The organism is Staphylococcus massiliensis (assembly GCF_043186315.1).
Classification (GTDB): domain Bacteria; phylum Bacillota; class Bacilli; order Staphylococcales; family Staphylococcaceae; genus Staphylococcus; species Staphylococcus massiliensis.
The window spans coordinates 145,519-167,095 of record NZ_CP171119.1 but is presented as its reverse complement, the minus strand read 5'-3'; the positions used below and the strand labels follow the sequence as shown (position 1 = coordinate 167,095).

Here is a 21,577-nt window from a genome sequence, read left to right as displayed (position 1 = left end):
TATTTTCATGATGAAAGCGCTTTAGTTTCTACTCGACCATTCGTCGTATATTGTAATTATTTATAGAAAAAATACAGATGAGATGATACAATACATTATGATAATGATTATCAATTAAAGAGATTGATATGATATAGTAGAGAAAATGAATACTTGCAGTATATAAATATATAACTCCGAGTAGAAAGAGGGCAAATTATGAATCGCTTGAAAGGTCAAGAAATAACAATTGGATATGAAGATCATGTTATTTTAGATAATTTAGATGTTGAAATTCCTGATGGAAAAGTAACGTCGATCATCGGACCCAACGGTTGTGGTAAGTCTACCCTCCTTAAAGCACTATCTCGTATACTTGGATGTAAATCAGGAGAAGTCTTACTTGATGGTAAGAACATTCATAAACAATCAACTAAAGACATTGCCAAGAAAATTGCGATACTACCACAATCACCTGAAGTCGCGGACGGCTTAACGGTTGGCGAGTTAGTATCGTATGGACGTTTTCCTCACCAAAAAGGATTTGGACGTTTAAGTGCTGAGGATAAGAAAGAAATTAATTGGGCATTAAAGGTTACTGGTACTGATGACTTTAAACATCGCGCAATTAATGACTTAAGTGGTGGTCAAAGACAACGCGTTTGGATTGCGATGGCGCTTGCACAAAAGACAGATATTATATTCCTTGATGAACCGACAACGTACTTAGACATTTCTCATCAATTAGAAATCTTGGAACTTGTTCAAGAATTAAATCAAGAACAGGGATGTACGATTATTATGGTGCTTCATGATATTAATCAGGCTATACGTTTTTCAGATCACTTAATCGCAATGAAATCTGGAAAAATCGTTTCTCAAGGTGAAACACATGAAGTACTTACAAATGAGATTTTAGAAGAGGTATTTAACATTGACGCAGAATTAAGCACTGACCCAAGAACAGGTAAACCAATGTTAATCACTTACAATTTATTGTGTAAACACTATTCAAAATAAATGATTCTTAAATAACGAAGGCGTATAATTAGAGTAAATTATCTTAGTTATACGCCTTGTTTTATGTTTTAATTTCTTCATTTTAAAGAAAGCGTATGGCGGGCAAGGTAAGAATATCGAGAAAATTATGATTGAAAATAAAGTTGTCTTAAATATCGATGTATATGACCCTAATTATATGATGAATTAAGACTAAAGGATTACAGATTTTTAGACTTATTCATGGTATGCTTATTTTAAATCGATTGGACTATAGTCATTTATTTTCGGTCAACTTAAAGTTTTTAATAAGGTCACATTCGAGTTAGAAAAAATTTGATGACGGGTTTATTTTTACATTTAATTTAAATGAAATTTTATTTTATTTGTGTTATTATATCAATAATGCGCTTAAATTAAGAAAGTGTAGGAGGACGTAACATGCAGGAACTTATTAAAGAACACGTCTTAAACGGCGAATTCCAAGCAGTTAAAAGTCTCCTGTCTCAGCTTGACGTTTTAGAATTTGAAGAAGCATTTATATCTAGTGCCCATGAAGTTGAGAGTACAATGTTTTATACATGTATTGTTGATATGCTAAAACAAGAAGAGACAGCAGAAATTCATGATATTGCATTTTTATTATTGGTTTATCCTCTGAGTGATGTACCAGGCGCTATAGATTCAGCATATTATCATGCGAAAGCATCAATTAGACTAACTGAAGGTAAAGAAGTCAAAAGTTTATTACAAATGTTATTACTTCATGCTTTACCTGAACCAGTTATTACAGATAAACATGCCTTTGATGTAGCGAAAAAGATACTGAAGTTAGATCCAAATAACAAAGTTGCACGTAACGTATTAAAAGAAACGGCGAAGCGTATGGATAACGTCGTTGTTGATTTTAATGAGTTACAATCATACAAAGAAGTTAAATAGTTTGATGAATTCATTTTATGAGTTGAAACATCTTAATGGTTTCAACTCTTTCTTTTTGTGAAAATAGACATGTATGATTTTTCATTAAAACAATTAATATTAAAAAATAGTAAGTCAATTACTTTCTAAATGTTTTACAATTGTGTACAATTGCAAGGCTAATGAATTTTAAGAAAAGGAGGATTTCATGTCTAATAACCGTACAAATACAATGATACTAGCTGTTTTTGTCGTAGGGGCTTTCTTTATGATATTAAATGAAACCCTTTTAAACATTGCTTTAACTGAGCTCATGCACCAATTCCATGTGTCTCGTACGACAGTTCAATGGATGGCGAGTGGCTTTATGATGATTATGGGTATTATTTCGCCATTATCCGCATTGATTATTCAGTGGTTTACAACTCGAAAATTATTCTTCACACTTATTATTACTTTTATAATAGGTTCCTTAATCGCAGGATTTGCATTAAGCTTCCCAATGCTTTTAATTGGTAGAATGGTTCAAGCCATTGGTACCGGATTAATGATACCATTAATCATGAATACGATGCTTTTATTATTCGATGAGAAAAAGCGTGGTAAGATTATGGGAACTATTGGTTTAGTAATTATGTTCGCCCCTGCAATTGGACCTACGTTATCCGGAGTTATAGTGGATTTATTAGGTTGGAGATGGCTATTCTTTATCGTCATTCCATTTATGTTATTTACATTAATCTTCGCTTATAAATATTTAAGCAACGTTGGAGAAGTTACAAAACCTCGTATTGATATTCTATCTATTGTGCTCTCTACAATTGGGGTAACAGGTATTATTTACGGCTTCTCTGAATCAAGCTCAGCAGAAGGTGGTTTCTTAAATCCACTAACGGCTTTACCTATCATAATAGGTTTCCTTTCAATTATTGTTTTCGTATTACGTCAAAGAAAACTAAAAGAACCTATCTTAGACTTTAGTGTTTTAAAATATGCGAACTATCGTCGCGGTATTTTAATATTCCTTATCGTTATGATGAGTATGTTTGCTTCAGAAATTGTAATGCCAATGTATTTACAAGGACCTATGGGCTTCAGTGCTAAAGTGGCTGGTTTTATCTTATTACCAGGTGCAATACTAAATGGTTTGTTATCACCAGCGATGGGTGCTTTATTCGATAAAATTGGTCCGCGTAAATTAATACTTCCAGGCTTATTCGCACTATTTGGCGTGGCTTTATTCTATACGAAAATACACCCTGGTTTATCAATGATTACATTCATTATTGCATATATCGTTTTAATGGTTGCTATTTCAGCGATTATGATGCCAGCGAGCACGAATGGTTTAAATGCTTTACCTAAGGAAAAGTACCCTCACGGTACAGCGATCTTTAACTTACTACAACCTATTGGTGGCGCATTAGGTGTGGCTATCTTCGTAGGTATTTTAACAGCATTACAAAATCATAAATTACAAGAACTAGGCTCTAAGACTAAAGAAGCGGCTAATGAAGCTATGACATTTGGTTTACATGGTTCATTTTTCTTTGCAGCAATACTAATTGCAATTGCAATTGTAATTGCTTCTACCTTAACGACAGCTTCAAATGAAAAAAGTAAGATTAAAGCAAGTAGAAAAGGGTAAAATATAATTACATTATAATATAATCCGACATCTGAGTATTCTTGATGTCGGATTAAATATTGGATTACATATTCTTAAAATTCTGAAAAATAAAGTTTCGCGAAATACTTAATAAAATCTTAATAATAAAAGAATATTCTATGTATATTGTATTTTTATACCTAATTTAGACATTTTATAAAAATAGAACCTCAAATTAATAGAGATATACATAGCATTCTTAATATTTATTCAATTTGTATACAAAATGTTAAGTTGAAATGATTTCATGTATATGATTTAATGTTAAACGTGTTTTGCAATTCGAGGAGGTCAAAACAATGACATTGAACAAAGAAGCGATAAAAATTGGATTCGCTTATGTCGGCGTAGTAGTCGGCGCTGGTTTCTCAACCGGTCAAGAGGTTAAACAATTTTTCGCTGATTATGGCTTATGGTCATACATTGGTGTAATTATTTCAGGTTTAATCTTATCTTTTATTGGCAGACAAGTAGCAAAAATTGGAACAGGCTTAGATGCTGATAACCATCAATCAACTTTAGAATATTTATTTGGTAAAGCATTTGGTCGTATCATCGACTATCTACTTATTATATGTTTACTAGGTATCTCGATTACCATGATAGCAGGTGCCGGTTCAACATTTAAAGAAAGTTATGGCGTTCCAACATGGTTAGGTGCTCTAATCATGTGTATCTTAATTTTCGTTACGTTACTTATGGATTTTAATAAGATTGTACGTGCTTTAGGTTTCGTTACACCATTCTTAATTATTATGGTCGTACTTATCGCTGCAGTATTCTTATTTAAAGGCCAAGTAAGTCTTCCAGAAGTAAATTCAACAGTTAAACATCCAAGCATTTTCAAAGGTATTTTAAATGGCTTTGTTTATGGTGGTTTAGCATTCTCAGTTGGGTTTACAACGTTAATTGCAATCGGTGGTGACGCTTCAAGACGTCGTATCTCTGGTTCAGGTGCTTTATTCGGTGGTATTATTTACACGATCTTATTAGCACTTATTAACTTTGCGTTACAATCAGAGTACCCAAGCATTAAAAGCTCATCGATTCCGACATTAACACTTGCGGATTCAATTCATCCTATAGTTTTGATCGTGTTATCAATCATTATGTTATTAGTAATGTATAACACAATTTTAGGATTATCGTATTCTATCGCGGCACGATTTACAAAACCATATTCTAAAAAGTATTATATCTTTATAACAGTCTTAATGTTATTAAGTTATGGCTTAAGTTTCTTCGGTTTCGAAGACTTAATCAAAGTACTTTACCCAACAATGGGTTGGATTGGTCTAATCGTAATTGTCGGTGTATTAGTTAAATATTTCATGAGAAAGAAAGAGAATAAGAAATTTATTGCTTAATATTATAGATGTGTTACAATCTTTCCGAAAGGGACGATTGACACGATGATTTCTAATAAGAAAAAGATAACTGTAATAATCATTATCGTAGTCGTAATAGCCAGTCTCCTGACTGGCTATTTTTATTTTAAGTGGAAAGAACATCGACTTCATAATGGAGCAGATAAAGTCACGATAAATAACCAGCACATTAAAGCACTAACGGACATCCCTTATGGGAGTAAGTATCCTAAGAGTTACTTAGATATTTTAACACCAGAAGAACTTGATAAAGATGAAAAATTACCGGTCATATTTTGGATGCATGGTGGCGGCTATATCGCAGGGGATAAGCAGTATAAGAATAATCTATTATCTAAAATTGCAGAAAAAGGCTACATTGTCGTGAATATTAACTACGCGCTAGCGCCGGATTACAAATATCCAACTCAACTTCGTCAAATGGATAAGGCTGTTTCATTCATTAAACAAAACACGCATGGTCTACCAATAGATTATGATCGTGTTATATTTGGTGGTGACTCTGCAGGTGCTCAAATGGCAAGTCAGTATACGGCAATGCAAACAAATAAATCTTTACGAGAAGAAATGGATTTTGAGCAACAGTTTGATAAGGATGCGATTAAAGCTGCGATTTTCTTCGGTGGCTTTTACGATATGCAAACGGTTCGAGAAACTGAATTTCCAAGAATTGAACTCTTTATGAAGAGTTATACGGGTAAGGAAGATTGGGAACATAACTTTAAGGATGTTTCTGAAATGTCTACGGTTAAGCAGGCTACAAAAGATTATCCGCCAACTTTCCTATCAGTAGGTGATGTCGATCCATTTGATAGTCAGAATCGTGCATTCTATAGCGCGCTTAAAGAAAAGGATGTACCAGTTGAAGGCTTTTTCTTTGATGGTAGTCATAATCTTCATCATCAATACCAATTTCATTTAGACAAACCGGAATCTAAAGAAAATATTAGACGCGTAAGGGCTTTTCTAAGAGAACACACGGATTCTTCAGGATTTAGAAAGAAACCTGCAGGAGAATTATAAACCAAGTGAATAAGATGTAAAAGAGCATGAGATAGAATGTCTTGTGCTCTTTTATTATGCGTAAATTTCGGATAGGGCTTTTCAAGAAGATGCCGTCCCATTTAATAAATGATTGAGTTGTTGTAAAACGTGTTGTATTTATCGTGTGACGTACTAAAATATAAATGTATCGTTATATTTATGAAAGGTAAATTTATAGCATATAGATAATATTTAAAAGGGAGGTATTTAAATGAAGGAACTTAAAATAATCGCAATTGTAATCTTAGGTAGTCTATTAATTGCACTAGGTATCAATGGCTTTGTCATACCGACGCAACTCGCTGAAGGTGGCGCTATTGGTATATCGTTGATTCTGTTTTATAGTTTTAAATTACCGACCTTTTTAACGTCTTTAATTATTAATATTTTACTGCTCATTGTAGGATGGAAGTATTTAAGCAAGCAGAAAATGCTGTATACACTCGTGTCAGTGATATTTCTATCTGTCTTTTTAAAGGTAACGTTAAATGTCGATTTCCATATTGATTCACCTATTATTGGCGTGATATTTGGCGGTATCATTATCGGATTAGGCACAGGATTAATCATTGCTTATGGCGGCACTTTCGGAAGTACGTCAATATTAGCTAAGATATTCAATGAATATTTCCATGTACCAACATCTAGAGCACTGTTTTTAATCGATTCTGTGATTGTACTCAGTGCGTTACTGGTGTTACCAGTCGAACGTGTTTTATTCACGATTATGTTACTGTTTGTGATTTCTAAAACGATGTCATTCATTCTTGAAGGCTTGAACCCTAAGAAGGGTGTTTATATCATTTCTAAAGAGAATCATGATATAAGCAAATCTATTTATGACACGATTGGTAGAGGTTCAACGGTTATAAGTGCGAAAGGTCAATACTCTCAAGTGAATCGCGATATGTTATTTATTGTTATCTCAAACAGTCAATTACCGAAACTCAAGAAACTCATTAAGCGCTATGACCAAGATGCGTTTGTCGTAGTGAATGATGTACGTGAGATCTTTGGGGAAGGCTTTATTAAAATACCATAACTATTTGAAAAGGAGCTAATGCAAATGACATTTTGTTTTAGCTCCTTTTTTGGTGAAATGATATTATAATAATGAAGGGTAAAGATTTACAGAATTTTAGACATCACTAATTCATTGTGGAAAGTCCCGTTAATTTTTAGAGATTGACGTAATTCACCTTCAACTTCATAACCTGCGCGTTCGTAAAGTTGAATGGCTGGTGTATTTTCTTTTACAACAGTGAGCTCGATGCGAGTAAGGTTGTTTGCCTTGCACCAAGCTTCGCATTCATTAATTAAATGTAATCCAATGCCTTTATTTTGAAAGGCTTTAAGCACACCCATGTAAATTCGCGTGACATGGAGGACACGTTCTAACTTGCGGGTAATTAAAGTGATATAACCAATCAGCTCATTAGACGGTGTTTCAGCGACTAAAATGGTATCGGTCTTAGATGTTATAATATGCTCGAGGTTTGAAATTGCGTCGTTCATAGAAGGCGCATATTCCCCCGGACTATATAACATAAATTCGGATTCGTTATGTAATTTTGAGAGTAAACCTGTGATCTTTTCTACATCGTTAATATTAATTTCTCGTATTTTGTGTGCCATATGGATTACTCCTAACTTTATGTATTTAATATACTTTACACCTTTTGTGTATATAACAAACATTTAGCAACTTATTCACATACTTATATATTTATAAAATTATTAGTAAAGGATGTCAGTTATGAAACCTAAAATTTTACTTGCAGGTGGAACAGGGTTTATCGGTAAAGCGTTAATCGAACATATTAAAGATAATGGCGACGTGTATACGATTTCCAAATATCCTAAAGAGAAATCCGTTCCGAATATTAAATGGTTAAAACGTGATATCTATAAGTTTAAGGATATGCGTGTAGCGATGCGTGATATGGACATTGCGATTTACTATTTAGATCCTACTAAACATTCAGCGAAGATTACGCAAGCTACTGCACGCGTGCTTAATTTAATCGCTGCAGATAATTTCGGTCGCGCTGCAGAATTAAATGGTGTTAAGAAAATTATTTATGTCCGCGGCAGTACATATGATGACGAAACTTTAGAAACGCTAGGTCATTATAAAACGCCGATTGAAGTCACGGACTTAAAGGTTAAACGCCCACATGTTTCAGTAGAATTCCAACCTGGTAAGTACGACGACATGAGAAGTGCTCAAATCATGCCACTTCCCAAAGCGTGGACGATTAATGACTTTGTTAAGTACTATTTCGAGTGGTTAGGCCAAACGAGCGGTACGTTTGTCAGAACGATTGTAACAAATAATTATTATGCGATTTATACGAATCTTGATAAGAAGCCGATTTTCGAGTTTGAAAAGTACTATGACGAAAACAACTTGTTAATTCTTCGTATGGTGGATGGTCGCCTGACTAAGAACAATCGACCTAAAACAGCTAAACTCGAGTTCCGTAAGATACCAGATAAAGATTACGTCATCGTCCACTTAATGGATTACATTCCTAAGATGTCTTGGCCACTCCATTATTTCTTAGAAGCACCTTTATATCAAATTATTATGCGCGGCTTTGAAGTTAAATGTCGTATCAAACGTTTCCAAACAACAACAACGGACGAAGAACGCGTCTATACGAAATAAACTTAATTCATAGGTCTTTTTAAGTTTGAAGCTGTGTCGCTTCCCACTTGAAAAGGCCTTTAAATATGCATGCGTTGCTAGGGTGCAAGTCGTAATGACTTTTAAAGATGCGAGCGCTCATAAGAAGCGAACTGTAATGACCTTTATATATGAAGTGAGTCGTAATGACCTTTAATGACACACACTTATAAGCCACTAGTAGATTTACCTTTATATAAGTATGCGCTTATAAAAAGCGAACTGGTATACATTATAAAGTTTCACAAATATTTGCGATTTAGGTATAAATGTAATTTTTAATAGTTAGTAATTCAAGAAATTTATTGTCGCTTGGTAAAAAATATGCTATTTTCAATTTGTGATATTAATGAAATGTAAATTTCATTAACGAAATATTTAGTTTTTTGAGAAACGATGGTTTAAAATAAGATAGAATAGACAAAATTTTATCTTGAAGTCATATTTATGATACGGAGGCACCTCAATGTTTAGTAAGAAAAAGGATAAGTTTATGTTACGTTTAGAAGAAATGGTTTTAAATTTAGATCAGGCAGCAACCGAGTTTGGTGAATTAAACTTCCAATCTCATCTCGATTTGAAAACTTATTCTGATAAAATCAAATGCCATGAGTCTCAAGGTGACGAATTAATGCATCAAGTCATCTCTGATTTAAATCAAACATTCATCACACCAATTGAACGTGAAGATATCATGTCTTTATGTAACGCAATTGATGATGTGTTAGATGCGATGGAAGAAACTTCAGCGATGTTTGAAATGTATTCTATTGTTGATGTCGACGAGTATATGGTGGAATTCGTTGATAATATTCAAAAGGCGATTAAAGAAATGAAACTCGCGATTGGATTATTAGTTGACCGAAAGCTTTCTCATATGCGCGTTCACTCGATTAATATCAAAGAATTTGAAACTTATTGTGATGGCGTGTTACGTCAGTCGATCAAACACATTTTCAATAGTGAAACAGATCCAATCGAACTCATTAAGATGAAAGATATTTATGAGAGTATGGAAACAATCGCGAATAAATGTCAGACGGTAGCAAATAATTTTGAAACAATCATAATGAAAAATAGCTAAGGGAGTTTAATATATGGATTATCTCATCATTATAACGTTAGCTATTGTATTGTTTGCGCTGATATTTGACTTTATTAATGGCTTCCACGATACAGCAAATGCAGTAGCTACTGCAGTGTCAACACGTGCACTCTCACCAAGGCAAGCAATATTTTTAGCTGCAATAATGAATTTCTTTGGTGCTTTAACGTTTACGGGAGTTGCAAGTACGATTACGAAAGATATTATAAACCCGTTTCAATTACAGAATGGCTTAACAGTAGTGCTCGCAGCCGTTTTAGCAGCGATACTCTGGAACTTGATCACGTGGTATTTCGGTATCCCGAGTTCGTCTTCGCACGCTTTAATCGGTTCGATTGCAGGCGCTGCGATTATGGCTCAAGGTTCGTTCTTTGCGCTACATTACCAAGGTTTCACAAAGATTATTCTAGTACTTATCTTGTCTCCAATTATTGCCTTTGCAGTTGGTTTTACCATGTATTCGCTCGTTAAAGTGATTTTTAGAAATGCGAATTTATCAAAAGCCAATCATAGATTTCGTATCTTTCAGATTTTCACAGCGGCCTTACAGTCCTTTTCACATGGGACAAACGATGCCCAGAAGTCGATGGGTATCATCACAATGGCTTTAATCGTCGCAAACATGCAGCACTCTACTGAGCCGCAACTTTGGGTTAAGATTTCGTGTGCTGTCGCAATGGGCTTAGGAACCGCAGTTGGTGGTTGGCGTATTATTAAAACAGTTGGTGGTAACATCATGAAAATTAGACCTGCGAATGGTGCTGCGGCAGACTTATCATCCGCTTTAACAATTTTCGTGGCTTCATCACTTCATTATCCATTATCTACTACACATGTTGTATCATCGTCAATTCTAGGCGTCGGTTCATCAAACCGAATCAAAGGCGTTAAGTGGGATACAGCTAAACGTATGTTGATTACATGGATTATTACATTACCGATGTCAGGTATACTCGCTGCACTTATTTACGCTCTATTACATATGTTTGGTCTATAAGGTTAGAAGGGTTCAAAACATGTCCGCATGTTTTGGCCCTTTTTTATGTGGTGACTTCGTTGTAATTATTGATATAGGGCGTACGGATGGAATAGGTAAGGTAAGTAGGTTCTTGGAAGCGGTAGGTTTATCAAGAAAGTTGGAACGTGATAAACGGAGGCCCTTGGTTTATCAAGAAAGTAAGAACGTGATAAACGGAGGGCTTTGGTTTATCAAGAAAGTAAGAACGTGATAAACGGAGGGCTTTGGTTTATCAAGAAAGTAAGAACGTGATAGACGGAGGCCCTTGGTTTATCAAGAAAGTTGGAACGTGATAAACGGAAGGCCTTGGTTTATCAAGAAAAGTAGAACGTGATAAACAGAAGTAATACACCTTCAATTACAAGAAATCGAAAACGTGTAAACCAAGGCCGTTCAAATTTACAAGAAATCAGAAACGTGTAAACCAGGGCCGCTCAATTTTACAAGACTCAAGGAACGTGTAAACCAAGGCCGCTCAATTTTACAAGACTCAAGAAACGTGTAAACCAAGGCCGTTCAAATTTACAAGACTCAAGGAACGTGTAAACCAAAGCCGTTCAAATTTACAAGAAATCAGAAACGTGTAAACCAAGGCCGTTCAAATTTACAAGAAATCAGAAACGTGTAAACCAAAGCCGTTCAAATTTACAAGAAATCAGAAACGTGTAAACCAAGGCCGTTCAAATTTACAAGAAATCAGAAACGTGTAAACCAAGGCCATTCAAAATTACAAGACTCAAAAAAACGCGATATCAGATATGTAGTGCACCTAAAAGTTGAATTTTGAGGTTCAACTTTTTGAGTGCACTTCAATGTCTTATAGGGCTTTTCAAGGAGGGGAAACAAGGAAAAACGTATCTGCCTGCTATTAAAAAAGCCCGTACAATCAAGTACGAGCGCGCAGTTATTAATGAATGTAGCTGTTTGAAGCTACTTCTGAAGCTGGAATTGTTCTATAGTCGACTACACCTGGTGGCGTATGATAGTTCATTTCTGAGATTAATAGGCTACCATCAGGATTAACGCGTTCTACGTAAGCAACGTGACCAACTGGGCCTTCGAAGTTTTGCATGATTGAACCAACTTCAGGGTTGTTATCTACTGTGTAACCGTCTTGTTGTGCTGCACCTGCCCAATGATCTGCGTTCCACCAGTATGTACTGATAGGTTTACCAGTTTGAGCACGACGATTGAATACGTGCCAAGTACATTGACCCCAAGTGTAAAGGTTTTGATGATTGAAGATAGGTGTTTCATAACCACCGTTTGTGTGCTCGCTTTCATCACCATTTGAACCTGTTTCATTACCTGGTAATTCTGTATCATTCGTGTCCGTATTTGTGTTTGTATTCGTATTAGTAGAACCTGAACCAGGAATTGTTAATTCTTGACCAGGGTGAATTAAATAACCGTTTAAGTTATTTTCGCTAATGATGTCTTGTGCTGAAACACCATATTGGTTGGCGATGATTTGTAGAGATTCGCCGTTTAATACCGTATGTGTTGATCCACCTTGAGAAGTTGTTTCATTTGTTGTAGTAGTATTACCAGTGCCTTGACTACTTTCTCCACCAACTGTGATTACCTGACCTGGGAATAACATATTACTAGTTAAATTGTTTTCTTGTTTAATACTATCTGCAGTTGTGTTATATTTTTGAGCGATTGTCCATAGTGACTCACCAGATTCAACAGTATGTTGTGTAGACGCATCTGCTTCTTGTTGAGATAACAGTGCAGCAGCTCCGGAAGCCATTGTTACTGAAAATGCTAACTTCTTCAAGGGAAATCCTCCTCATAATAAGAAAATATTTTTTCCGCGTTTTTATATATATCGTTACGATGCAATACTACCAAAAAAAATTCAAAATGTCTTTGTTGTTAAGAGTTTGTAATATTCTAAAGAAAAGTAAAAAATATTAAATGATTCTTTAAAAGTTATGATATCAATCTTTGTAGAGATTAATAATTAATAAATAATTTAGTGTTTTTTAATAAACTGTAATATAATTAAGCCATTTTTTCGACATAATAAACGTCATACAACATAACCTATCCTTACAGTTACGCTTATTCATGTTATATTAGACTAAAAGAGGGATAGGAGCGTTTTATATGCCGAATCAATCTTTAAGTCATCAAAGGCATCATGCGTCGAGTTCCAAGTCAAAAGCACTTGGGAAGGTATGGTTGTTCTTTGTTTACTACTGGATTATCTTTGGAGTAGGCTGTTTCTTCGGTCAGTTTTTACCATTAGAGTGGCGTCGTCCATTATCAATCGGACTTATGGCACTCATACTGATTTCATTATTTATCAATCGTTCACGTAAGTTCGGCTTTATTATTTCCAATATATACGCACTCGGAATTGGATTGTTATCCTATGCATCCTTTACGGTGTATCTACAAAACTTAGGACCCGAGGTCTTTTACAAGAATATTATTCTCGCTGTAAGTGCCTTTATCATATTCGGACTTCTCGGTTACTTTGTAATTGGCGATGCGAAAAGTATGGGGAAATACTTGTTTGTTACGTTGATAGCCCTTATAATCGCAAGTATTATCGGATGGTTTATTCAAAATAGTTTCTTTCATACGATTATCGTTATCGTCGGTTTAATGTTATTCTTATTATATACGCTTTATGATTTCAATCGAATGAAACACGGTCGTTTCTCACCGAGAGAAATGGGCTTTAATCTATTCTTAAACCTTGTTCACATCATTAAAGATATTTTATATCTAGCGAACAAGTACAAAAAATAAATATAACCACTGGAAGTGCCTTTAAAAAGGGCTGAGATCGGAGTGAAACTTCGGGATTCCTGAACCTGATCTAGTTTGTACTAGCGTAGGAAATGTGGCTTTGCAATGCGATGTTGTCGTCGCAATGCTTGTATGCTATTTTCCGCGCGAAAATAGCTTTTTTTATTGGAGTGATATTGTTGTTAATTGTCGTAACACCTTATAAACCGTTAGACCGTCAACTGATGGAAACGATACTTGAGCGACAAACGCTCATCGATTATCTCTTAATTAGAACGCCAAGTTCTCAAGATGAACAGTATCAATGGATCAAAGCGCTTATTGAAGCGGGCTTTTCAAAGGGGAAAGTCATGATTCACACTGATGTTGCATTAGCAGAAAGGCTAAATATACGTAACATTCACTTTCGAGAAGGTGATGTTCATGCGGAAAAGACCAAACGTATGAACCCTTCGTATCACGTTACAATGTCTGTTCATGATGAAGAACATGTGCGTTTAGCTCATAAATGGCAACTGGATTTCGGAATTTATGGACATCTCTTTCCGTCCAATTCAAAAAAAGGGAAAGCGCCTAGAACTGACGCAGAAATTACAAAGGCGCTCGATATCGGCTTTCCTTTAGTTGCGATAGGCGGCATCAACATGAATACCATCCATCAAGTCCCTCAAGCTTTCATCGGTTTTGCATGTATTGAAGCTTTCTTTTCAAAGACGAAACAAGACATGCATAACTTGCATGAAAAATGGGTGATACATAAAGAAAGGAGTGGATAAATGTGAAAGTCCAAGTAAATGGCGAAACGCATGAATTCCAAGAAGGTACTACGATTTCAGATATTATTGACCACTTTAATATCGAATCGAAACGTATGGCCGTTGAACTTAATGAACAGGTCATCAAGCGTTCAGAATGGTCAGAACGTAAAATCGAACCAAACGATAAACTCGAATTACTAGAATTTGTTGGAGGCGGATAATATGTTTAAAATTGGTAAATTTGAATTTAACTCTCGTTTATTCTTAGGAACAGGTAAGTATGATACAGAAGAAATGCAGACGAAAGCCATTAAGGCATCAGAAACTGAAGTATTAACATTTGCGGTGCGTCGTATGAGTCTTTATGACAAAGATCTACCGAACCCATTAGCAAATGTAGATTTAGACAAATTCATCACATTTCCGAATACAGCTGGCGCTAAATCAGCGGATGAAGCGGTACGTATCGCAGAACTTGCGAATGAAGCTGGTTTATGTGACATGATTAAAGTTGAAGTTATTGGTGATGACGATACGTTACTACCAGATCCACTTGAAACGTATCGCGCTTGTGAAATTCTTTTAGAAAAGGGTTATACAGTATGTCCTTACATTTCAAATGATTTAGTATTAGCGAAGCGTTTACAAGATTTAGGTGTGCATGCCATCATGCCACTTGCTTCACCAATTGGCACAGGTCGTGGCATTAACAATCCTCTCAATTTACGTTATATCATTGAGAAAATGGATGTGCCGGTTATTGTTGACGCAGGTATCGGTTCAAGTAAAGACTGTGCTGAAGCAATGGAACTTGGCGCAGATGCAATTTTATTAAATTCTGCGGTTGCGCGTGCAAAAGACCCTGAGAAAATGGCGGAAGCAATGAAGTTAGGTATTCAAGCTGGTCGCTTAAGTTATGAAGCAGGTCGTATTCCGGTTAAATATAATGCTGTTGCTTCAAGTCCAGCTGAAGGTCTCGGTTATTTATGATAGATCGTTACGATCGCCAAAAAACATTTCACGGTTTTGGTGATAAAGGTCAATCAACTATCGAAAATATGACGGTTATGATAGCGGGCGTTGGTGCGCTTGGCAGTGGTATCGCCGAACAACTGACGCGTAGTGGGGTGAAGCGTCTTATTATCGTAGATAAGGATATTGTGACGCTAACAAACTTACAACGCCAAAGTTGTTACACCGAAGCAGATGTTTCGGATATGTTACCTAAAGTGGTTGCACTTAAAAAGCACTTAAACGCTATGAACCGTCATGTTGAAGTGGTAGATTTATATCAAGAAATCGCACCTCATAATATCGTTTCACTTATGAAAGACTATCAAGTTGAAATCGTGTTAGATGGACTTGATAACTACGAGGTGCGCTACCTTTTAAATGAAGCAACACATCAACTTCAAATCCCTTATATTTATGGTGCTGCAATTGGGTCGAAAGTAAGTATTTATCCGATTGCGCATAAAGAGGGTCCTTGTTTAAATTGCATCATGCCTGATAAGCCTGAAACAATGGAAAGTTGCGATATCAATGGTGTTCTAACGCCAACGGTATATCTTGCGAGTAGCTTGATTGTTTCCGAACTCTTCTATTATGTCATGCATGGTGGCTTTTCAAATAAGATGACAACGATTGATATTTATACGCACCGTATGAAGCAGTTTGATATCACTAATTTAAAAGAACCTGACTGTAAAGTTTGTCAGAAGCACCAATACGACCGCTTGATGCATGATACGTTACAATATGTGAAACGCATGTGTGGTGGCGTGTATCAATATCGTACTAAGCGGGCTTTTGACGATGTGCCGAGTGAAATAGAAATTGTTAAGGCTAACCCATACGTTAAGAAGCTCTCGTATGAAAGCTTTGAACTCACGTTCTTCAGAGATGGACGCGTGCTGATTTATGGTGCTGAACATGAACGAGATGCGTCTAAAATCATGAAATTATTTGACGATTAGTCGCTATATCTATGTAAATAGCCTAAAGTCATGTATAATTATGACTATTAAAGATGTACTTGAAAGCGAGATGGAATTATGGGACGTAAGTGGAATAATATTAAGGAAAAGAAAGCACAAAAGGATAAAAATACGAGCCGTATTTACGCTAAATTTGGTAAAGAAATTTATGTTGCGGCTAAATCAGGTGAGCCTGATCCTGAATCTAACCAAACACTTCGTTTAGTGTTAGAGCGTGCGAAGACGTATTCTATTCCAAGAAACATTATTGATCGTGCTATCGAGAAGGCTAAAGGCGGCGGCGAAGAAGATTATGATGAACTTCGCTATGAAGGCTTTGGGCCGAATGGTTCAATGTTAATTGTTGAAACGCTTACGAATAACTTTAACCGTACAGCATCTGATGTACGTGCAGCCTTTGGTAAGAATGGTGGTAACATGGGTGTTAACGGTTCTGTTGCCTATATGTTTGATCACACAGCTACGTTTGCGTTTGAAGGTAAGTCAGCTGACGAAGTATTTGAAGCATTAATGGAAGCGGACTTAGATGCACGTGATGTGATTGAAGAGGGCGACTTAACGATTGTTTACGCTGAACCTGATCAATTCGCACAAGTTCAAAACGCGTTAAGAGGTATTGGTATCGAAGACTTTAAAGTTGCTGAGTTCGAAATGTTACCTCAGAATGATATTCAATTATCTGAGGCGGATCAGGAACAATTTGAAAAGCTCATTGATGCATTAGAAGACCTTGAAGATGTTCAACACGTCTTTCACAATGTAGAACTTGCTTAAGGAGAATGTTCATGTCAGAAACAATTATTCAAAAGCTCGAGTTAGCACCACATCCTGAAGGTGGATATTATCGTGAAGTGATTAAAGGTGCGCATGATAGTGGACGTGCACCGTATTCAAGTATTTACTTCTTGCTAAGAGATCAAGAGGTGTCACATTTTCATCGCATCGATGCCGATGAAATTTGGTATCATCACGAAGGTGCTACGTTATTGATTCATATGATTTACCCTGATGGCTCATATGAATCTGTACAATTAGGTCATCAACTTGAACAAGGTGATGTGTACCAATATGTTGTGCCTAAAGGGACGATATTCGCGTCATCGGTAAAAGACCAAGAAGGCTATGCACTTGTCGGATGTATGTGCCAACCTGCCTTTGAATTTGAGCAATTTGAGTTATTTGATAAAGAAGAATTGATAGAGCAATATCCTGAACACGCGTCAATCATCGAAAAGTATGCGAAATAAGTGACGTATTTTAATGAATATAAAGGAAGCGGGTCTGAGACATAAGTCGTGAAATAGAGCATTTAAGCTTTATTTCATACAATTCTTAAAACAGCTGACTCCTAGGGGAATAGCATGAGACCGGAGACTACAGGCTCCGGCCATGCCCCAGGAAAGCATGCTGTTTGAGGGAATTGTAGCATTATGTCCTGGACCCGTTTTTAATATGGAATCAAGCTCAAGCGCTCGTTTGATATTAGCGTAAAGATTTAAAAAGTGCTTGTAGTTTGATGATAGGCGATGCTTAGTGTATAAGTCGCACGTTTAATTTGGTTAAGGGTGGTTGAATAAGTTTCTGACATCATAGTTGGTTGTTACTTTCTTAATGTTTCTTCAATTGTTTTATTGCGGCCTGCACCTGAAGCAAAAATGGTAATGATAAATGATGTAACTACCATTGTAAGTAGCGCGATATTCCAACTGTTTGTTGCGTCGTGAATCATACCAATTAAGAATGGGCCGAATGCCGCAAAGATATAGCCGATGGATTGCGCCATTCCAGATAATTTTGCTGCAACCATACCTGTTTCGGTACGTAAACTAAAGAATGTATTTACGAGACCGAATGCAAAGCCACCTGCGATACCAAGTAGAATAATAAAGATTAAAATAAATTTAGCATCGAAAACGATCATACCGATTGTACTAATGATAAAGAGAACGCCAGCGAAAAGGGTGATCATAAATTGGGATTTCATTTTCGCAGCGAACACAGGAACGATAAATGTTACGGGTATAATCGCTATTTGCATAATGGTTAGATAAAGGCCTGATATTTCTACAGAAATGCCTGAATCAAGTAACATTTCAGGTAACCAATTGATTAATGAATAAAATATTAAGGATTGGGCACCCATTAAAATGGTAATTTGCCAAGAGAGTGGGGATTTCCACACGTTATATTTGATATCATCAAAAGTACCTGTCTTTTTAGAGCGACCAAATAATTGTCTAAACCAAATTAACAGTGTTATAAATGTAACAACGCCCATTAAACCAAGCGCAATGTTATAGTTGGATGCTTTTGCTATAGGGCCAGTCGCTAGAGAAGAAATCGCACCAAAAATATTCATTAATACGGTGTAAATGCCAGTCATCAGTCCGATCTGAAGCGGGAACGATGACTTAATTAAGCCTGGTGTGAGTACGTTACCAAGCCCAATACCAATCCCGATAAATACGGTACCAATAAATAAGAACGGAACGCCAGCTATTGAGCGTACGATGATACCGATAAAGATACACATTAGCGCAAAGAATAGTGTGCGTTCGAGACCGAAGCGATGGCTTAATTGTGCCGCGATAAGTGATACAATCGCGAATATTAATAAGGGTAAAATACTTAGGATACTGATTGCGGTTGTTGATAGGTGTAACGCTTCTCTTAGAGTCGGTACCACAACCCCAACGGATGTTATCGGTGCACGTAGGTTGGCAGCGATGAACATGATACCCAGTATGAGCCATAAACTCTTGTGATTCAGTTGTTTAATACGTGACATGTTAAACCTCCTTTGTCTATTTAGGTTTGTTCTATAAAAATAACAAAAAGTTCTATATAAGGAACATAATTAGCTTACATGATGTTATAATATTTGTAAATAGTAAAAATTTAGGGAGACAACTTTTATGGAAAAAATTAATCTCATTATTGCAAATAATATTAAAAAGATTCGTCAAAAAGAACAAATGAGTCTTGATAAAGTTTCAAGAGCGACTGGTGTGAGTAAAACGGTGCTCAGTCAGATTGAGAAGGGTACGTCTAACCCAACGATTAGTACACTTTGGAAAATTGCCAATGGTCTACGCGTTCCGTTAACGCTTTTAACTGAAACGGAACATGATCAAATTAGATGTGTCACAAAGGATGATATTGATCCTATTAAAAGCCCTGACGGTTCTAAAGTGATTTATCCCTACTTTCCATATGACGACAGAGAAAAGTTTGAAATGTTTGTGATGACGATTCAAGCTGATAGTGAAATGGTGTCTGAAAGTCATCCTAAAGGGTCTATTGAAAGTATTATTGTAAATCAAGGCGTACTCGAACTTAGTATTAACGATCAAACGTACGTCGTTCAAGAACATGAGGCGATACGTTTTGAATGTGATGTACCGCATACTTATAAAAATGTCGGTCATACAGACGTAAGTTTATCTGCAGTCATCTACTATCCTGAGAGTTAAATGAAGCTTATTTTAAGAAGTCGTTAAGATACTGGGCAAATAAGTGACATATATAGTTCAGTTTTATATAATGATGAAAAGGGAGTTGGTGGCATGAAAGTAAAATATATTGATAAACGTCACTGGCGTCGACTCATCAATCATGATTATACCGAAGTAAAGGTTAATAATAATAAGTTTAAGGGTATCATCGGCTTAATCACGATGAATAAAGTAAGAGAACCTTTAATCGTAAATGTCTTAGACGAAAGCTTCGTTGCGGCAGATGATGGTTATCAATGGCTGCAAGTTCTACCAGATAAGAAGCGGTATAGTATAACAGTGATGTTTGATGATAATGGAAATCCACTTCAATATTATTTTGATATCAACATTAAAAATATTACGCAAAAAGGAAACGCTAGAACGGTTGACTTATGTTTAGACGTACTTGTCCTACCAGATGGACGATATGAACTTGTTGATGAAGATGATTTAGAACGTGTTTTAGAACAAGGTGATATTTCTAAAAAGCAATATCACGAGGCGTATATTATTGCGCATCAATTAATGATTCAAATCCATGAAGATTTCAAAAGTATGGAAGAAAAAATTATGTATTGTTATAAAAAAATCAACAAAAAGTACAATAAAACCAAACATAAGCCTAAAGAAAAACCTAAAAGCAAAGATAAGCCAAGAGATAAACATAAAGAATCTAAAAGACATAAACCTAAACATAAAACGTTTGAAAATTACAAAAACCCAACCTTATAAGTGCTAAGCTATAGGTTGGTCGTAATGATTAAAGGGGCTGAGACACAAGATTGTCTCAGTCCCTATATCAAGTTATGGCATGAAACTTCCATTTATTTTACAATGAAACCAAGTTGAGGGGGGACCATATGAAAATAGATGATTACCGCTTACTGCTCACTCTAGATGAAACGAAGACACTACGTAAAGCAGCTGAAAAACTCTATATCTCACAACCAGCCGTTACACAACGACTTAAAGCAATTGAACAACATTTTGGTGTGGAAATTTTTATACGTACGAAAAAGCAACTTATCACAACTACTGAAGGTACGTTAATTATTGATCACGCAAAAGATGTGTTGAAGCGTGAGCGTTTGTTTCACGACAAGATGCAGGCGTACATCGGTGAAGTCAATGGTACGATATCGATTGGTTGTTCCTCTCTTGTTGGTCAAACTATTTTACCGAAAGTGTTAAACCAATTTACAACGCAGTTCCCTGATGTTGAAATCAAACTTCAAGTTGGTTCAAGTGAACATATTAAACGTCATCAAAATGATTACCATGTCATGATTATTAGAGGTAATAAAATGCTAAACTTTAATAATGATCATTTATTTGATGACAACCACTATTTTATTTATCCTACAGATAAAAAAGATGAAATACATAAACTACCATTTATTGAATTTCAAGCAGATCCTATTTATATTAATCAAATCAAAAATTGGTACAGCATGTACATGGCGCAGGATTACTACGCGATGATTACTGTTGACCAAGTTGCTACGTGTAAAGAACTGTTATTAAGTGGCGTAGGTGTGACGATTTTACCGGAAATCATGCTTAAAGATTTGAGTGATTCTAGATTTTCTTTTGTAAAAGTCGATCTCGAACGCGTGCCCTTAATACGTTCAACGTATATGAGTTATGATCAAAGTATGCGTCAATTACCTCAGGTAGCTTCGTTCATTGACTTATTAAAGAAAAGCGTCCGTCGAGATCCTCAAAATGACTGAGGTCGAGACGATTT

At 35.9% G+C, this 21,577-nt stretch carries 22 protein-coding genes and 1 riboswitch; of the genes, 19 read left to right on the top strand and 3 right to left on the bottom strand.

All coding sequences use genetic code 11. From position 1 onward, the window contains the following. Positions 1–198 precede the first annotated feature (198 nt). From ACF3N8_RS00745 to ACF3N8_RS00720, 6 genes are all read left to right on the top strand, one after another. Positions 199–999 carry an ABC transporter ATP-binding protein gene (locus tag ACF3N8_RS00745; RefSeq protein WP_009383199.1) on the top strand — a complete coding sequence of 267 codons (801 nt, stop codon included), beginning with the start codon at positions 199–201 and terminating at the stop codon, positions 997–999. Between the two features lie 420 nt (positions 1,000–1,419). Further along, a complete protein-coding gene (locus ACF3N8_RS00740; RefSeq protein ID WP_009383198.1) occupies positions 1,420–1,920 on the top strand; it encodes a hypothetical protein in 501 nt (166 codons plus the stop codon). Positions 1,921–2,107: 187 nt separating this feature from the next. Beyond that, positions 2,108–3,547 carry an MDR family MFS transporter gene (locus ACF3N8_RS00735; protein WP_009383197.1) on the top strand — a complete coding sequence of 480 codons (1,440 nt, stop codon included), beginning with the start codon at positions 2,108–2,110 and terminating at the stop codon, positions 3,545–3,547. Between the two features lie 320 nt (positions 3,548–3,867). Beyond that, entirely contained in the window at positions 3,868–4,935 is a 1,068-nt protein-coding gene (locus ACF3N8_RS00730; protein WP_238102098.1) for a branched-chain amino acid transport system II carrier protein, read from the top strand. A gap of 45 nt (positions 4,936–4,980) precedes the next feature. Next, complete coding sequence (locus ACF3N8_RS00725) at positions 4,981–5,979, top strand: alpha/beta hydrolase (protein ID WP_238102097.1); 999 nt, start codon at positions 4,981–4,983, stop codon at positions 5,977–5,979. Positions 5,980–6,211: 232 nt separating this feature from the next. Continuing rightward, positions 6,212–7,042 carry a YitT family protein gene (locus ACF3N8_RS00720; RefSeq protein WP_009383194.1) on the top strand — a complete coding sequence of 277 codons (831 nt, stop codon included), beginning with the start codon at positions 6,212–6,214 and terminating at the stop codon, positions 7,040–7,042. Between the two features lie 86 nt (positions 7,043–7,128). Here ACF3N8_RS00720 and ACF3N8_RS00715 read toward each other — a convergent pair whose 3' ends face one another. Then, the gene (locus ACF3N8_RS00715; protein ID WP_009383193.1) at positions 7,129–7,635 is read right to left on the bottom strand and encodes a GNAT family N-acetyltransferase; all 507 of its coding nucleotides are present in this window, start codon (positions 7,633–7,635) and stop codon (positions 7,129–7,131) included. Between the two features lie 121 nt (positions 7,636–7,756). Between ACF3N8_RS00715 and ACF3N8_RS00710 the strand changes: the two genes are divergently transcribed. The 3 genes from ACF3N8_RS00710 (at position 7,757) to ACF3N8_RS00700 (ending at position 10,791) form a co-directional block, all read left to right on the top strand. Next, entirely contained in the window at positions 7,757–8,671 is a 915-nt protein-coding gene (locus ACF3N8_RS00710) for an NAD(P)H-binding protein (protein ID WP_392450054.1), read from the top strand. Between the two features lie 484 nt (positions 8,672–9,155). Next, a complete protein-coding gene (locus ACF3N8_RS00705) occupies positions 9,156–9,773 on the top strand; it encodes a DUF47 domain-containing protein (RefSeq protein WP_009383191.1) in 618 nt (205 codons plus the stop codon). Between the two features lie 13 nt (positions 9,774–9,786). Beyond that, on the top strand, positions 9,787–10,791 hold the full coding sequence (locus ACF3N8_RS00700) for an inorganic phosphate transporter (RefSeq protein ID WP_009383190.1): 1,005 nt from the start codon (positions 9,787–9,789) through the stop codon (positions 10,789–10,791). Between the two features lie 928 nt (positions 10,792–11,719). On the opposite strand, the gene ACF3N8_RS00695 is transcribed toward ACF3N8_RS00700, so the two are convergent. Next, complete coding sequence (locus ACF3N8_RS00695) at positions 11,720–12,595, bottom strand: LysM peptidoglycan-binding domain-containing protein (protein ID WP_277876207.1); 876 nt, start codon at positions 12,593–12,595, stop codon at positions 11,720–11,722. Positions 12,596–12,927: 332 nt separating this feature from the next. On the opposite strand from ACF3N8_RS00695, the gene ACF3N8_RS00690 reads away from it, so the two are divergent. The 7 genes from ACF3N8_RS00690 to ACF3N8_RS00660 all read left to right on the top strand — a co-directional run bounded on the left by ACF3N8_RS00690 (position 12,928) and on the right by ACF3N8_RS00660 (position 17,580). Further along, positions 12,928–13,578 carry a Bax inhibitor-1 family protein gene (locus tag ACF3N8_RS00690; protein WP_009383186.1) on the top strand — a complete coding sequence of 217 codons (651 nt, stop codon included), beginning with the start codon at positions 12,928–12,930 and terminating at the stop codon, positions 13,576–13,578. A gap of 1 nt (position 13,579) precedes the next feature. Beyond that, positions 13,580–13,688, top strand: a riboswitch (TPP riboswitch). A 69-nt stretch (positions 13,689–13,757) separates the two neighbouring features. Next, the gene (locus ACF3N8_RS00685) at positions 13,758–14,354 is read left to right on the top strand and encodes a thiamine phosphate synthase (RefSeq protein WP_238101113.1); all 597 of its coding nucleotides are present in this window, start codon (positions 13,758–13,760) and stop codon (positions 14,352–14,354) included. Between the two features lie 2 nt (positions 14,355–14,356). Further along, a complete protein-coding gene (thiS, locus tag ACF3N8_RS00680; protein WP_009036520.1) occupies positions 14,357–14,557 on the top strand; it encodes a sulfur carrier protein ThiS in 201 nt (66 codons plus the stop codon). Between the two features lies 1 nt (position 14,558). After that, positions 14,559–15,326 (top strand): thiazole synthase, encoded by a 768-nt coding sequence (locus ACF3N8_RS00675; RefSeq protein WP_009383184.1) that lies wholly within the window; start codon positions 14,559–14,561, stop codon positions 15,324–15,326. Then, positions 15,323–16,312, top strand: a complete 990-nt coding sequence (locus ACF3N8_RS00670; protein ID WP_392450051.1) for a HesA/MoeB/ThiF family protein — start codon at positions 15,323–15,325, stop codon at positions 16,310–16,312. Before ACF3N8_RS00675 ends, ACF3N8_RS00670 begins: the two co-directional genes overlap by 4 nt. A 78-nt stretch (positions 16,313–16,390) precedes the next feature. Further along, positions 16,391–17,107, top strand: a complete 717-nt coding sequence (locus tag ACF3N8_RS00665) for a YebC/PmpR family DNA-binding transcriptional regulator (protein ID WP_238093887.1) — start codon at positions 16,391–16,393, stop codon at positions 17,105–17,107. An 11-nt stretch (positions 17,108–17,118) separates the two neighbouring features. Next, a complete protein-coding gene (locus ACF3N8_RS00660; RefSeq protein ID WP_009383181.1) occupies positions 17,119–17,580 on the top strand; it encodes a cupin domain-containing protein in 462 nt (153 codons plus the stop codon). Positions 17,581–17,933: 353 nt separating this feature from the next. Here the strand turns inward: ACF3N8_RS00660 and ACF3N8_RS00655 are convergent, their stop codons facing one another. Continuing rightward, the gene (locus tag ACF3N8_RS00655) at positions 17,934–19,121 is read right to left on the bottom strand and encodes an MFS transporter (RefSeq protein ID WP_009383179.1); all 1,188 of its coding nucleotides are present in this window, start codon (positions 19,119–19,121) and stop codon (positions 17,934–17,936) included. Positions 19,122–19,248: 127 nt separating this feature from the next. Here ACF3N8_RS00655 and ACF3N8_RS00650 point away from each other — a divergent pair, with 127 nt between their 5' ends. The 3 genes from ACF3N8_RS00650 to ACF3N8_RS00640 all read left to right on the top strand — a co-directional run bounded on the left by ACF3N8_RS00650 (position 19,249) and on the right by ACF3N8_RS00640 (position 21,563). Further along, positions 19,249–19,806 (top strand): helix-turn-helix domain-containing protein, encoded by a 558-nt coding sequence (locus tag ACF3N8_RS00650; RefSeq protein ID WP_392450049.1) that lies wholly within the window; start codon positions 19,249–19,251, stop codon positions 19,804–19,806. 93 nt (positions 19,807–19,899) lie between these two features. Then, positions 19,900–20,562 carry a DUF402 domain-containing protein gene (locus ACF3N8_RS00645; RefSeq protein ID WP_238093884.1) on the top strand — a complete coding sequence of 221 codons (663 nt, stop codon included), beginning with the start codon at positions 19,900–19,902 and terminating at the stop codon, positions 20,560–20,562. A gap of 128 nt (positions 20,563–20,690) precedes the next feature. Then, complete coding sequence (locus ACF3N8_RS00640; RefSeq protein WP_009383174.1) at positions 20,691–21,563, top strand: LysR family transcriptional regulator; 873 nt, start codon at positions 20,691–20,693, stop codon at positions 21,561–21,563. Positions 21,564–21,577 lie beyond the last annotated feature (14 nt).

Bases quoted from the DNA above. Each gene is read 5' to 3' on its own strand.
- ACF3N8_RS00745 (WP_009383199.1), top strand. From the start codon at position 199: ATGAATCGCTTGAAAGGTCAAGAAATAACAATTGGATATGAAGATCAT.
- ACF3N8_RS00740 (WP_009383198.1), top strand. From the start codon at position 1,420: ATGCAGGAACTTATTAAAGAACACGTCTTAAACGGCGAATTCCAAGCA.
- ACF3N8_RS00735 (WP_009383197.1), top strand. From the start codon at position 2,108: ATGTCTAATAACCGTACAAATACAATGATACTAGCTGTTTTTGTCGTA.
- ACF3N8_RS00730 (WP_238102098.1), top strand. From the start codon at position 3,868: ATGACATTGAACAAAGAAGCGATAAAAATTGGATTCGCTTATGTCGGC.
- ACF3N8_RS00725 (WP_238102097.1), top strand. From the start codon at position 4,981: ATGATTTCTAATAAGAAAAAGATAACTGTAATAATCATTATCGTAGTC.
- ACF3N8_RS00720 (WP_009383194.1), top strand. From the start codon at position 6,212: ATGAAGGAACTTAAAATAATCGCAATTGTAATCTTAGGTAGTCTATTA.
- ACF3N8_RS00715 (WP_009383193.1), bottom strand. From the start codon at position 7,635: ATGGCACACAAAATACGAGAAATTAATATTAACGATGTAGAAAAGATC.
- ACF3N8_RS00710 (WP_392450054.1), top strand. From the start codon at position 7,757: ATGAAACCTAAAATTTTACTTGCAGGTGGAACAGGGTTTATCGGTAAA.
- ACF3N8_RS00705 (WP_009383191.1), top strand. From the start codon at position 9,156: ATGTTTAGTAAGAAAAAGGATAAGTTTATGTTACGTTTAGAAGAAATG.
- ACF3N8_RS00700 (WP_009383190.1), top strand. From the start codon at position 9,787: ATGGATTATCTCATCATTATAACGTTAGCTATTGTATTGTTTGCGCTG.
- ACF3N8_RS00690 (WP_009383186.1), top strand. From the start codon at position 12,928: ATGCCGAATCAATCTTTAAGTCATCAAAGGCATCATGCGTCGAGTTCC.
- ACF3N8_RS00675 (WP_009383184.1), top strand. From the start codon at position 14,559: ATGTTTAAAATTGGTAAATTTGAATTTAACTCTCGTTTATTCTTAGGA.
- ACF3N8_RS00670 (WP_392450051.1), top strand. From the start codon at position 15,323: ATGATAGATCGTTACGATCGCCAAAAAACATTTCACGGTTTTGGTGAT.
- ACF3N8_RS00665 (WP_238093887.1), top strand. From the start codon at position 16,391: ATGGGACGTAAGTGGAATAATATTAAGGAAAAGAAAGCACAAAAGGAT.
- ACF3N8_RS00660 (WP_009383181.1), top strand. From the start codon at position 17,119: ATGTCAGAAACAATTATTCAAAAGCTCGAGTTAGCACCACATCCTGAA.
- ACF3N8_RS00655 (WP_009383179.1), bottom strand. From the start codon at position 19,121: ATGTCACGTATTAAACAACTGAATCACAAGAGTTTATGGCTCATACTG.
- ACF3N8_RS00650 (WP_392450049.1), top strand. From the start codon at position 19,249: ATGGAAAAAATTAATCTCATTATTGCAAATAATATTAAAAAGATTCGT.
- ACF3N8_RS00645 (WP_238093884.1), top strand. From the start codon at position 19,900: ATGAAAGTAAAATATATTGATAAACGTCACTGGCGTCGACTCATCAAT.
- ACF3N8_RS00640 (WP_009383174.1), top strand. From the start codon at position 20,691: ATGAAAATAGATGATTACCGCTTACTGCTCACTCTAGATGAAACGAAG.